Raw genomic sequence first — 14,095 nt, forward strand, 5'->3', positions numbered from 1 at the left:
ATGATTTTACTGCTCGTTTTTAGCAGCGTCTTCTTTTTTAGCTTCTTTTTTATCTTTGATGTCTGCAGCACCAATGAAAAGGCAGATTAAGCCGATTAAAGCCGCAAGAACAGGAGCCCCTCCCTTCAAAAATGCAATTACCTCAGCGCCCCAGGCCAGCGGTCCCATAGGCAAAACTGCAAAAACAGTAAAAGCAATAAAAACTAAACCAAGAATTATTGAAACCATATTTTTTACTCCTATTTTAAAGCATAATCAAAAAAGCAATACTTTGCAAGAAAAATCAACTTTTTTCACTTTTTTTTCAGAAAAACTTCCTAAAATTGCATATCAAGGCAATATTATATATAAGGAGATATTATGGCAAATGAAATAATGATTAACAATGAAAATGACTTGCGTTCAAAGATTTATACGATTCGAGGAGTAAAGGTTATGCTGGATTTTGATCTGGCAGAAATTTATGGATATGAAACCAAAATGTTTAACCGCCAGGTGAAAAATAATATTGAACGGTTTGATAATGATTTCCGCTTTCAATTAACTCAGGAAGAATTCGATGGGATAAACTTGAGGTGCAATTTTTGCACCTCAAGTTCTGAAAAAAGAAATCAAGATTCTCAAGGCTGGGGCGGAAAAAGATATTTACCTTATGCATTTACCGAGCAAGGTATTTATATGTTAATGACAGTTTTACGAGGAGAACTTGCTATACAACAAAGTAAAGCTCTGATTCGCATCTTCAAACAAATGAAAGACATTATTGTTCAAAGTCAGAATATTCTTTCCAGTCCTGAACTTGTAAAACTTTCTTTACAGACAACAGAAAACACAAAAGAAATACAAGGTATCAAAAGGACTCTATCTGAAAAAATGGTAACTAAAGATGATTTATCGAGAGTAATGAAAGATTTTACGGATCCAAAAATAAAGCGTGATTACCTCTTTTTTAACGGTGAGACTGTAGAAGCCGATATTGCTTATTCGACAATTTATTCTTCCGCAAAAAAATCTGTTTATGTAGTTGATAATTATATTAGTTTGAAAACTCTTGTTTTACTTAAATCTGTAAAATCGCATGTTCATGTAATAATTTTTAGTGATAATGTAGGTAAAACTCTGCATAAAACAGAGTTTTCAGACTTCCAGAAAGAGTATCAAAATATTCATATTGCTTTAAGAATTACTAATGGTATTTATCACGACAGATATATTTTTGTAGATTACGGAACTAAAACCGAAAAGATTTATCACTGTGGTGGCTCTTCAAAAGATGGAGGAAGCAGAATTATGTCCATTTCTCAGGTTGAAGACACTGCAGTTTATCAGAAAATTGCTGCGGACTTATTAAAAAATCCAGCATTGGTTTTGTAATTATACACGGATTCTAAAAAGATAATGTTCTCTCTATATTAGAACTCGCGAATAATACAAGCGTGATTAGCAGTTTCTTTACTTAATTTCATCAGTCTTTTTTGATTAAACGTCATTGCTAATGCACAAGAAGCCGCATCACTACACTGTGATGAGGACCAATATGCATAATTTCCAAATTTCATACCACCTAGACTTTCAATTGCTGTATTCATAGCGAAGATATCTGCAGCTTCGCGTATTTGAATCAATTCTGCAAAACTTGGAAGATACCATCCAGTTTTAAATGGAGAAGAATCAGGTATACGACTAGTTGATTCTCCAGGTAATCTCACTGCTGAATAAGTATTTAACGCTGAAATTAGAGGATAATTCTCTAAACCTTGTCTTACAGTTACTAAAGTTCCTACTAAGCCTGTATCATCATATGAAATTTCTTCCAATTTATTTGCTATCTGTAATAAATTATCACTACCATTTTTATCCAAAGAAGTTTCAAATATATCAAATGTATAAGGATATTCAGTTTGCTCTGGCTGACATTGGATTGTATCTATATTTTCATCATGTGCATTTGCTGTTTCAACACACCATACCAAATTTTCCGATTGTATAAGCCCTACTCCAAGAGTACGCTCTGTAACATTATCATTACTACACTCAGTTCCCTTATAGAAAATCAGGGCAATAGCAGATGTTTTCAATGCAGCTTTACCATCATCATCAAGAGCAGCAAAGTCTGAATAAGCCATTGCAGAACCATCATTAAAGATAATATCACCAACAGCTTTTGCTTCTGATGGAGCTTTATTTCCAATTATGGCCGCTTTAAGTAAGCCTGTGTTTGAAATTAAATAATTATGACCGGCTTCATCAGGTCCTGTTGTAAATTTTTCATATTCAACGGAAAGGTCTGCGGTTGAGCCTGTTGCAAGGGCAATCATTGGACGATTGTTTGTATAGGCGGCAGGAGTGAGTTTTATTTTATCTGTTGAATCATGATATACAAGCGGTGAACTAAGTTTGATATGAAACTTAGTTACACCGTCTCCACTATCGTAAAGATATATATCATTTTTTTCATCTGTTCCGGCTGGGATATAAGCATCTTTTCCAAGAGTGAAATCTTTGAAGCTTGCAATTGCACCACCGCCACAATTTTCTGTTCCTGTTATATAGTTTCCGCTTATTTCACCACCAGAAACAGTCAGTTTAGAAGCGTTATAAATGCCTCCGCCAAAACATTCCGCAGTATTACCTGTTATAGTACCACCGGTTATTTCGAGAGAAGGAATTACATTAGGTGTTACAGAGGTATCTGCACCATTAACATAAATTGCCCCCCCGTTTCCGCCGTCTCCTTCTGGATTTTTTATTGCGGAGTTTCCGGTAATACTTCCGCCATTAATATTAAGGCTGCCGTTATTATAAATTGCACCCCCGCGTATCGCTGTATGGCCAGAAATAGTACCTTCAGTCATATTTACAGTTCCATTATTATAAATAGCACGGCTTCCATTATCGCTTATAAGGCCATCATTGAAATTGAATTCAGCACCTTTTCTTACAAAAATTGCGCCTGAATCTGCGAGTTGCGAAATGTTTTGACTTATTCCCCCTCCGGTCATTGTAACGCTACCACTGAAAATATAAAGGCCTTCTCCGGTCCCTGCAGTATCTCCAGAGATTACATTTATTGTTATATTTGTAGATATTATTTGTACATTTCCTGAAGAATAAATAGCACCACCGTTACGTGTAGCTTCATTATCTTTAATAATACAATTATCAATTATGAGCTTTCCAGTTCCGTTGTAATAAAGTCCGGCACCATCCTCTGCTTTACCATCGGAAATTGTAAGATTTTTTATCGTTACTTTTTTTGAAGTAGAAATTGTCAGGGCTCTGAACCGGTCGTTACCACTGATTCCATCTGCATTTACAGCTGTAAGCCCCATCAAAGTCAGAGAGTTCATTTTGTTATCGAAAGAAGAAGATATTGTATAGCCGGCAGTAGCAGCTGCATCCGGAAAAACCAAATCACTTATATGGATTTTATAATCGTTTTCGGGCAGCCCGTAATTTTCTATTTGAGTAAGAGCCCTTTCTAAAGTTGCAAAAGGAGCATTGTGAGATCCGTCGTTTGTATCGGCTGGAGTTGCAGCACCAGTTGCCCCGCTTGGACCAACATAAAAGTTAGTTGCAAGAAATTGTTTTATATTATTTTCTGTAAGAACAAAAGTGCCGTCGCTCAGAATTGGTGAAGCCGAGCTGCTTGCGGCAGCATCTTTCCATTTTGTTGTTTTTAGGCCGTAGAAAACATTTATAGACTGAAATGTTTGAAAAATGAGATCTGTTTTGGCAGAGTCTTTATAAAAGTTCAGTCTGATTTTGTAAACGCCGCTATTTAGTTTGAATACTTCGGAAGCCCCTGTTCTAATTAAAACACTTCCGTTTATATCGCCTGAACCGGGAGTTATTTCAGTAGAAATATATGCCCAGTCTGCACTATTTGAACTTATGCAGGAAATATCTATACCTTGAATTGATGACGGAATAGACATTGAAAGCTCAAGTTCTCCCTTTCCAGTTGTTGCGGGTACCGGATACAAAACAAGGGGATCTGTGTAATTTGATGATGTGTACGTTTTTGGAGTTGAAGATGCTGTAAGAAACTCTTCCTGGCTGCCGTTTTTATTTCGCATTCCGCAGGTGATTGTCCAGGTCTTTCCAAAAACAAGCGGAATACTGAAGGTCTTTGAGTTGCTGCCTTCTCCAAAACTTCCATCTACTGTATTACCATCTCCATCTGTGGCATAAACAAAATATTCAACTGTGCCAGCAGCAAATTCCGGAAGCGCCGAACGTGAATCTGCAGCATCATTATTGAAATTAAAGTCAGGCATTGCGCCATCTATCACCATACTTCCGGTCAAAACGAAGTTCTGATTTTCCGAGGTTGCAGCTGGAGTTGTAAGAGGATTCTCTGCAGCAAACTTCTTTGTATCTTCTGAAGAAAGCTGGTTTTCAAAAAGATTGCCGCAGGAAATGAAGGCAAGGCAAACAGAAATCAAAGTGAAAAATCTAACTTTAGAAAAACTCATTTTCACCATAGACACTCCATTAATTTCCCGTTACACATAATGCAGGAATCATTCCAACAGAATTAGTTTTCCACTGATTTGAACCACCGTTTGCTCGACCATCTTGATTAGAATAACGAAGATAACCTGAACCTGTATCAGGCGAACGGGTCATCCACCAGCCGCCACTGTATGCCCCAGTTTTCAGGGCATAGCCTGTAGGGGAATAATTTCGGTTTCCGTCAATTGCAGTAGGATCGGTATTAAATCCATAAGCTGCTGTAGTTATTTCCTGTAAACTTAGCAAGAAGATTTGATCATTAGTATTATCACAAGCATAAGGATTTGTGCCGCTATTAAAATAAGTTGGATTTGTATTCGGGTTTGTACTTCTTGCACTGTTATCTACTTCAACAGTCTGGATAATAGACTGCAGAGCTGCCGTAGAGAATACAGTATTCTTAAAATCACCATTTAAATATGCTCTTATGGCAGAGGTATCATATTTTGTGCTGGATGCATCATAAGGTCTGCCTTCAAGGATTTTTGTTGCAAACAAAAGTTTATATCCAGTGCCATTATAATCGCTTGTAAGAATCTTCCACTTCACCGGCTCTACCTTAAAGTAATCTGTATCAAGTTTTGCGTACCAGGCATTGTCGCTTCCAAGGTAATATGTAAGGGCGCCTATTTCTAGACTTACAGCTTCGTTTACAGTAACGCCGGAAGCCTTGGCGCTCTGCGGCCAGTCTCCAAAGTAAACAGTTCCGTCTCCATTATCAGTATAGGCAGTGGCATTAAAGGCATGTTCAACACATTCCACTGCAAAGCTGGCATCGCAAGTCACGCCCATGTAAGTTGCTGTAACATTGAGGGTATAATTATCTTCCCAAGCAAGAGCCGGAATTGTAAACTGATTTGCCGTAGTTCCGGCTGCAAGGCTTGAATATTCTGTATACGAACCGCACATGAGTGTAGCAGACCAGGTCACAGCGTTGTCGCCTCCGGCCAGAGTTTGAGTTTCAAAGACGGAATCAGTATAAAGCTTCTGATTGTCAGGATTAAAATAGAGCCTTGTCTGACTTCCATTTGCTTCCCTGCGCTTTACTGTCGGCGTAATTGTAATTACAGAATCTTCACCCTTTGTAACCTGAGACTTATCTGCCGCAAGTGTAAAGGTATAATCCATTGCGGTATAAATATTTCCGCCGCTTGGAAGAGGAGAGATTTTTCCATCGTTTGTTATTTCGTAAAGGTCTGAGTCTGTACCGGAAAGTTCAAAGAAGGCTTTTACAATTGACAAATCAACTGATGAACCAGATGCAATATCCAGAACCTTTTGTCCGGAAGAAGCAGCAAAGGTCTTTGCAAGTTTGATTTTTGCTTTATCAGAAGTAGAGTTTGTAAATCCACTGCCAAGAATAAGAGGATGAGCTTCGCTGCTATTATCAATATAGAAGCAAAGATCATCTGTAAAGTACTGGCTTCCACTTAATGTAAGGCTGCCCTTTGTATATACAGTTCCCTCTTCTATAGTTACATTACTAAGACTTGCACTTGCAGCAGAGCCCACAGAAATAATATAAGGGTCTGCAAATGTTGAATGAGGTTTTATTACTGCATTGTTGTAAGTTGCAGTAGTGATATCGGCCAAAGCATTAAGGTCTGCAGAACTGCTTATAGTGTTCATAACCATAATAGCAGGATTTGCTTTTGTATTCCTTATAAGGATTTGTTTTGCCTGTGCTACGGTTTTTACAGGAATGTCTTTGTTCCAGCCGCCGTTATCATCATCACCAGAATCCGGATCAAGGTAGACTGCAGCAAAATCAAGTAAGATGTACATATTCATGTCATCGCTTATTTCACCAGCAGCAATTGTATAAGGAATTCCATCCGTTGTTTCTGTTCCGGCTGTTACCTGTACTCCGCTGGCAGGATTTTCCATGTAAACATTACCGGTAAATATAGAAGTATTATTATTTTCCGGATCGGTAAATGGACCTGTACCTGTTCTGTTAAGAGTAAAGGTTGTTCCGTTTGAAGCATCATGATACTCCGGAACTCCTATTCTTTCCATTTCCTCACTTGAAAGTGCCATACAGGCATCTCCAACTGCATAGAACCAGGTAAGAACAGGACCAGCGGCTCCTGATAAACGAAGTTTTGCTTCTCCGGTAAGAAGAACCGCCCCAACCTCATAAGAATTATCATCTGAAGTAAATATCTGGTCTGGAGTAATTGAAGGATTTCTTAGTTTAAAGCCTGATGTAAAAGGATCTGTTTTAGGAATACCCGATCTTGTAATTCCAACTTCACTTTCTGTGCTGAGAGCGCCGGCAATGATAATATTATCAGTTGTTAGATTTAAATATACATTACTTTTTGTGTATGGAGTAGATGCGCCTTCTGTGTTGTTTTTAATTGTGATTATACTTTCTGCAGTGCTGGTGCCAAGGGTTAATACTTTTATACCGTCTGAATTTAAAAATACTCCCCCACCTATTCCATCAGAATGATTATCTGTAATTTGTACATCAGCCAGAGTAAGACTTCCAGCAAGAAGAAATACACCTCCACCTCTGGAAGTAGAAATATTGTTTATTATATTAGTATTCTTTATTACACTTACAGGACTTCCATCGGAACGACCTAAGTTTATACCTCCACCTTTTCCGCCTTTATTTTTTTCAATAATGCTATTATTAATTTCAATAGTGCCGTTATAAATATCTATACCGCCACCAAAAGTTTCAGAAGCATTTTCTCTTATCTTTGTTTTATAAATATAAACTTCGGCAGTGCCGTTACCTACTGAATAAATTCCGCCTCCATGTATAGAAGCGTAATTATATCCTATACCTCCAGTAAAAGAAGGATCTGGTGTTGATTCATCTATATAACCAGCATAAAGTTTTCCTCTATTAAATATTCCTCCACCTTTTCCTGCACTATTTGAATGTTTGTCGTTATCACTTTCTGCAGGGCTGTCTTGTGAAATATCTCCAATAACAGCATTTCCCGAAATAAACAGTTTAGCAGCACTGTCAAAAAGGAAAACGCCTCCGCCAAAAACATTTGCAGAATTATCCTTAATAAGGCCACCTTTCATTTCAAAAGTGCTTTTTATACTAACCCCACCTCCACCACAGGTGTTATCTTCTGCTGTTCCTACAGATTTATTACCAGTAATAGTTCCTGATGTCATAGTTACCGAACCATCAGAATTTATACCACCACCACGAAGCTGGGCTGTATTTTTTGAAATGATTCCATCACTAAAAGAAAGACTACCGTTAGAATAAACGTTGATTCCACCACCATAATTGACAGCAGTATTCTCACTAATAAGGGTTTGTGAACCTGTAATAGTTACGGCTTTGTCTCTTAAAAATATACCGCCACCAGAGGCTCCGGAAGAGTTTTTTATAATCGTCGTATTTATAATATCGGTTTTTGCTCTGGAATATATTCCGCCACCATTACTTTCTGTTGCAGTATTTGATTCAATGGTGCAGTTTTTTATTGTACAGTCTCCAGCATTCTCAAAAGAACAGAAACCGGCTCCACCCTTTACAGCAGTATTATGTGTTATAGTACAGTTATCTAAAGTAAGATGGCCGTTTCCGTATTTCTGAACTCCACCGCCATATCCACCATTTTCTGCAGTTACCATCATGTATCCGTGTGTAATTGTAAGATTTTGTACCGTAACATTTTTTGATGAATCAATTTTTAATGTACAGAATCTACCGTCGCCATCAAGAATATCAGTTGTGTTATTATTAAGACCTGTAATAATCAGGGAATTCATTTTACTATCGAGACCGTTAACGACAAAACCCTCTGTTGCATCTGCCGCAACCTTCTGTTCGCCGCTTATATGAATTGTATAATCATTTGTAGAAATGCCATTATTTGCAATTTGTGTTAAGGCCCGGCCAAGAGTTGCATAAGGAGCCTTGTGACTTCCGCTGTTTGTGTCGGAAGGAGCTGCGGCATTACTTGCTCCTGTTGGGCCAACATAGAAGTTAGTGGTAGCAAACTCTGCAATTTTTGCGGCAGTAACATTAAATAACCCGCTGGAATCAATTGGAGACTGGCCGCCGGAAGAAACCCACTTTTTTGTTTTAAGTCCTTTACAAACATTTATTGTCTGAATGCTTGAATACGCCAGAGAACCATCTGCTTTGTAAAATGCAAAAACTACTTCATAGGCTCCACTGCGAACGCTTTCCTTGCCGGCAACAGCAGAGTCTGTCTGAATTGTTGCAGTTGTATCAGAAACTGTAGCCTCGGTAAAAGGCCAGTAATCCTTGTTGGCTCCATAACAGGTAAGTCTGACAGAAGTAATTGTATAATCTATCGTCATGGAAAGTTCTATTTCGCCTGTGCTTGTAGCACCACCGGAAACATCCGGAGTCGGGAAAAACTGCAGAGGATTTGCAGTAGTGATACTTGCCGGATTAACAGCGGTTTTTGTCTGACTGAACAAGGTATCGCCCGTTACGCTGCCAGAGTCTCGTTTTTTTAAGCCACAGGTGATGTCCCAGGAAAGCCCTGGTATTAATAGAATAGAAAAATTAGAAGTACCGCTTGTAAAAGTTCCTTTTGCAGTTTTACTACCAGAAACCGCTGTTACAAAATATTCAACTTCAGAAGCTTCATAAGTAGAAACAGCAGCACGCGAAAGTTCTTCAGTTTGTTCAGGCTGATTTTCTCCCGCATCAGCTATTTCTTCTGGAACGGCCCCGTTTATCTGCACATGGCCGGTAACAATTATTGGCTCTGTTTCCTGATCTTCAGCTTGTGTTGCAGCAGTTGCAGCACTGGCTACTTCAGCAGCCCCACCCTGATTGTCTGCGGAAGCAATTTTTTCCTCATAAATCTCGGTAACTTCGTTTTCAAAAAAATTCTTACAGGAAGAAAAAATCAGAGCACATGAAATTACCGCATAAAAAATCAAAAGTGAAAAAGAGAAGAAAAATGACGTTCTGTTCTTTGTCTTTTTATGCGGACTCATAATTTTTTATTATATCCTCCAATTATTAATTTTACCATATAAGCTAGAATACCCGGACTGCGCGAACACTGTTTGCGTTTGATTTTTCACAATAGTCGGAATATCCACTAATGATCATTGTATAATACGCTTGGGTATTGTAAGAATTTGACTGTGATGAAGACCAGTAAGTACTTGAGCCCAATTTGGCAACATCGTCTCCACTCTCACCAATTTTTCCTATAGCATTATCTACCTTTGTTTTTACACTGTATAGCGTAGAAAACTCTTGATAGGCAGGAAGATACCAGCCATCCGAATCTCCATCTACTTCTACTCCATAGTTGACACAAAAATCAAATGCTGGATAGTTAGTAGCCGCATTTGCTGCTCCAGCCGAATCACCTGCTTGTATTACATTCCAATTGCTGCTTCCATCACTTGTACTTGTATAGAATTTTTTACTGTAGCCAGTCGTACCGCTTGGCGCCCATTTAAGATTACTTCCTTTCTTTAAACCAACGCCTTTTCTAGCCGTTGCATCAAAAATAACTGCAACTGCGGCCGTCTTCTGATCATTACTCAATTCCATGCTGGCGCTATAAGGCTCTGAACTTCCGTCACTAAATATAATATCACCAACTGTGAGAGTCTCACCAGGAGCTTTGCTTCCAATATATGAACCACTACCAGCCACACCTTCCACTGTAAAGCTTGCATCGTGAGGGTAGCCCATGTAGGTAGCCCGAACGCGGAGAGTGTATGTATCCGGATAGTCGAGTGCAGCGATAGTGAACTTATTTGCATTGCTGCCACTGCCTGCGGCGAGGTCCGGCTGTTCTTCGTCTAAGCCGCACCACAAAGCTGCTTCCCAAGTTACAGTATTGGTGCCACCGGCCGGCTGAGTAAAGGTTGAATCAAGATAAAGCTTCTGATTTGCCGGATTATAATAAAGCTGAATTTCTGAACCATCTGATTCTTTGCGCTTTACATCCGGTGTTATTGTAACCTGAGCACTGCGACCAAGCGTTACAGAGTCTTTGTTTGCAGTAAGAGTAAAGATGTAATCGGCCGGCATATATACGCCGCCGCTGGTTGAACCAAAGGCTGCCTCGCCGCCTGTGCCTGCAATGATATTGTATCCTTCATCAGATTTAAAAATTGCACTTGGCTGAATGCCACTGTTTGTGTCAGCAAAGCCGCTTGTAAATGGAGTTGAAGAGAAAGAACCTTCTCGGGTAACGCCTACTTCGCTTGTTGTTGAGAGGATGCCGGCTACTGCAATAGACTTACCAGACGGCAGATATATATTATTAGTGGCATTAGAAGTGCCTGCAGTATTATTTTTGATTTTGACAGTGCTGGTAAAGCCGGATTTTCCGAGATTGAAGACAGGAGCTCCAGAACCTGAAATACTATCCAGATATACACCGCCACCTTGCTTTATTGCTTCGTTACCGCTGATTTCACCACCGGTCATATTAAAAGTACTATACTTACCGACATAAACAGCTCCGCCATATCCGTCTGAGGTATTATAAACATCGGTTGCATGGTTTCCTTTTATATAACCACCATTCATATTAAATACAACAGTTCTATCTTCATCAAAGCCGCTCAGTTTTACCGCACCACTTCGAGCATAATGTCCAGTTATAGTGCCGCCATTCATATCAAAAGTTGCAGTTCCATTCGGGTCCTTTGTATAAAGATACATATTAACAGCAGCACCATTCCAGCCGTTCTCAAGAGTACTGGTAATAGTTCCACCATTCATTATAAAGTGACCTGGAATTCCTATTTCTACATTTGTTGTTCTATCTACATTACCATAACTATTATTAATAAGGTTATTTCTAAAATTAGATGTAATTATACCTCCATTCAGAGTAAAATCGCCCCTTATATAAAGACCGCCCCCTGAATCTGAAGAAGCATTATCTCTAATAGTTCCATTATCCATCTGGAAAGTTCCACCCTCAGCAATAAAAACACCTGCACCACAAGATTTACCATCCGGTAATACATTTGCTCCTTGTGCAAATACTGTCAGTTCATTATTTTTTATTGAAGAAGAACTTCCCTTCATTGTAAGTTTTGCGCCACTTGCAATGTAAACACCCCCACCCTGTAATGAAGCAATGTTTTCTTCAATCACGCTATTGTTTAATGTAACATCAGTATCTGTGCCGCTCAAATAAAGTCCGCCGCCATAACCATCCGGGCCTGTTGAACCTTCAGCCTTTCCGCTTGTAATTGCAAGACCTGTAATTTCTACAGGGACTGTAGTTTCAATATTGAGTACGCGGCCGGTAGTATTCGGGTTTTGGAGCACCGGCGGATTTGTTGTATTGGCCCTGCCCTTTATTATGAGCTTTGCCATATTGCCGTTAAGGCCGCTGCCAATTTCGGGAACTGTTGTCGTTTCAGAATTGTCTACAGTTCCGCAGATGTGAATTGTGTATTCTCTTGTTGTATCGGCGCCGCTGGCACCAGCAAGACTTTGAACAACAGAGAGCGCCTTATCAAAAGTAAGGAAAGGTGCCTTGTGGGAGCCGCTGTTGTCGTTGCTTGCGGGCACTGCATTTGCTGCTCCTGTATCACCTACATAAAAATTTGTAGAAGTATAGGCCTGGATTTTTGCAGCGGTAACACTAAAGACTCCGCTGGAATTGATTGGAGAATCTCCGCCCGAAGAAATCCAGGTTCGGGTTGTAAGGCCCTTGCATACGGTTATATTTTGAACACTTGCGTAAAGCAGATTATTATCTGTATCAAAAAATGACATTAAGATTTCGTAAGTGCCGACTGGTACGCTTGCGTTAATAGTGGCGGTTGTAGAGCCCGGAGTAATTGTGGCGCTGTTTAATGATGAAGGCCAGCCGGTAGAATATTCGTTATTTGGCGACAGCGAAACAGATGTAATAGAAGCATCTATGGACATAGAAAGAGCAATCTGGCCTGTAGCTGATGTATCTGTAGTATCCGGTACCGGGAAAAACTTGAGAGTTGTACCAGAAGCAATTTCTGACGGATTAACATTTGGTAAAACGGCGGTAAGAAGCCGGTCGCTTGCATCCGTAGAGTTTTTAACTTTGATTCCGCAGGTGATTGTCCAGGTTCGGCCGGGAATCAGCAGAATTGAAAAAGTACTTGCGTTTGCCGAGCCCGCAGTACCAAAGGTACCATTCATTGTTTTTGCGTTTGCGCCGGTACCAGATGTGGCAACGGCAAAGTAGTCTACTTCAGATGATGTAAAGTTTGGAATTGCGGCTCGGGAAGAATCATTGTTTTCTTCGTTAGAAATCAGTTCCTGCGGTACAGCTCCGTTAAAAATCAACTGACCAGAAATTTCAATTGGCTCCGGCTCAAGCTCAGTCTCCCCCGCCCCTGCCAGATATTCATTCTGATTTTCTTCCGGTACTTCGTTTTCAAAAAGATTATCGCAGGAAGCAAAAAGCAGCGCCGCCCCCAGCATCAAAATCAGCATGAATGAAGAAAAAATAGATTTTTTTGAAATAAACTTTTTCCGCAAAGTCATAACAATTCATTATAACGCTTTAACAAAAAAAGTGCTATGTAATAGAAGAAGATGTAATTTTACAGCCTGCAGAAGATTGCCACTCGGATTCGATTTTGTATATGAAATTCTTGATCTGGCATTCCGTGCCGTCAAGTTTATCTATGACATACTTAGCTCCCTTCACCGTAGACGGCAGAAGAAGCAAAAGTAAAAAAATAGCCCACCCTGTCTGGTCCAAACAAGCAGGATGGGCAAACGCCTAAGTAATTAGGCAACCTAACTGTGGGGCAAGACGCTTGTCACGCGGTGCCTTTTTTTTAATATATAGCATACCTTTAAAAAAGGCAAGTAATTATTTATTGCAGTACCACAGAAGATGGTCGAAGCCGTTGCGGCTGATTGTGGAGCCGGAGGCGCTTATGATTTGGTCAACTTTAGTTCTGTAGTATTTATAGTCGTCTAATTTTTTTTCATCACAATCTATTTTATATGCTTTGGCGTATTCTGGTAAGATTCCTTTTACTACGCTATCCATAATTGAATAGTTGTCGGCTTCTTTTTTGCCTTCAAAGAACCATAAACAGGCATAATGACAGAATTTGCTCGCAAAAACAGTATTACGCTTTCCACTGCCTTCTGGTTTTTCTGTTCTTCTTGCAATTTCATTGTATAAATCTAAATCAGAATTTTTCAAAGATTGTTCTACATTTTCTTTTCCAAAGTCACAAATTCGTTTTGCTATAACCTTCTGATCCTTTTCACTCATACGAGTATGATTTGTTTTATTAACAGTTTTTACGGCTTCTTGAATTATACCTAAGAGCTTTTTCTTGTCTTTTGGATCTGTTTCTCTAAATTGTATCATTAAATTTGCAAGCGAACCAGGAATTTTGGAATTCCCCTGCTTATTATAATCAGAATTATAATCTATCATTGCTTCAACTAAAACAACATTTTCAAAGCAGGGTTTTACAAGCTTTTTATTTTTTTCCAGCATGATAAATGAATATTTTTCCTTTGCACTTTTATGTTCTTTCTGAATTTGATTCATTGTGTCATCTCCTCTAATTATTTATTATATCTCATTATAAAAATAAAGCGAGTTTTTTTCAT

6 protein-coding genes are annotated in these 14,095 nt (G+C 39.2%); 1 reads left to right on the plus strand and 5 read right to left on the minus strand.

Going from position 1 to position 14,095, the window contains the following annotated elements:
* Nucleotides 1-6: 6 nt before the first annotated feature.
* Entirely contained in the window at nucleotides 7-228 is a 222-nt protein-coding gene (locus G626_RS0101575) for a hypothetical protein (RefSeq protein WP_022931041.1), read from the minus strand.
* Nucleotides 229-360: 132 nt separating this feature from the next.
* On the opposite strand from G626_RS0101575, the gene G626_RS0101580 reads away from it, so the two are divergent.
* Nucleotides 361-1,374 carry an ORF6N domain-containing protein gene (locus G626_RS0101580; protein WP_022931042.1) on the plus strand — a complete coding sequence of 338 codons (1,014 nt, stop codon included), beginning with the start codon at nucleotides 361-363 and terminating at the stop codon, nucleotides 1,372-1,374.
* A gap of 38 nt (nucleotides 1,375-1,412) precedes the next feature.
* Here G626_RS0101580 and G626_RS0101585 read toward each other — a convergent pair whose 3' ends face one another.
* The 4 genes from G626_RS0101585 to G626_RS0101600 all read right to left on the minus strand — a co-directional run bounded on the left by G626_RS0101585 (nucleotide 1,413) and on the right by G626_RS0101600 (nucleotide 14,033).
* Nucleotides 1,413-4,478 (minus strand): autotransporter outer membrane beta-barrel domain-containing protein, encoded by a 3,066-nt coding sequence (locus G626_RS0101585; RefSeq protein WP_196800449.1) that lies wholly within the window; start codon nucleotides 4,476-4,478, stop codon nucleotides 1,413-1,415.
* A gap of 19 nt (nucleotides 4,479-4,497) precedes the next feature.
* Nucleotides 4,498-9,480 carry a DUF6273 domain-containing protein gene (locus G626_RS0101590; protein ID WP_022931044.1) on the minus strand — a complete coding sequence of 1,661 codons (4,983 nt, stop codon included), beginning with the start codon at nucleotides 9,478-9,480 and terminating at the stop codon, nucleotides 4,498-4,500.
* 43 nt (nucleotides 9,481-9,523) lie between these two features.
* Nucleotides 9,524-13,000, minus strand: a complete 3,477-nt coding sequence (locus tag G626_RS0101595) for a DUF1566 domain-containing protein (protein WP_022931045.1) — start codon at nucleotides 12,998-13,000, stop codon at nucleotides 9,524-9,526.
* A gap of 334 nt (nucleotides 13,001-13,334) precedes the next feature.
* Entirely contained in the window at nucleotides 13,335-14,033 is a 699-nt protein-coding gene (locus G626_RS0101600) for a hypothetical protein (RefSeq protein WP_022931046.1), read from the minus strand.
* Between the last annotated feature and the right edge of the window lie 62 nt (nucleotides 14,034-14,095).

The organism is Treponema bryantii NK4A124 (assembly GCF_000421345.1).
GTDB classification, from domain to species: Bacteria; Spirochaetota; Spirochaetia; order Treponematales; family Treponemataceae; genus Treponema_D; species Treponema_D bryantii_B.

Coding starts and splice junctions, on each gene's coding strand:
- G626_RS0101575 (WP_022931041.1), bottom strand. CDS start 228: ATGGTTTCAATAATTCTTGGTTTAGTTTTTATTGCTTTTACTGTTTTT.
- G626_RS0101580 (WP_022931042.1), top strand. CDS start 361: ATGGCAAATGAAATAATGATTAACAATGAAAATGACTTGCGTTCAAAG.
- G626_RS0101585 (WP_196800449.1), bottom strand. CDS start 4,478: ATGAGTTTTTCTAAAGTTAGATTTTTCACTTTGATTTCTGTTTGCCTT.
- G626_RS0101590 (WP_022931044.1), bottom strand. CDS start 9,480: ATGAGTCCGCATAAAAAGACAAAGAACAGAACGTCATTTTTCTTCTCT.
- G626_RS0101595 (WP_022931045.1), bottom strand. CDS start 13,000: ATGACTTTGCGGAAAAAGTTTATTTCAAAAAAATCTATTTTTTCTTCA.
- G626_RS0101600 (WP_022931046.1), bottom strand. CDS start 14,033: ATGAATCAAATTCAGAAAGAACATAAAAGTGCAAAGGAAAAATATTCA.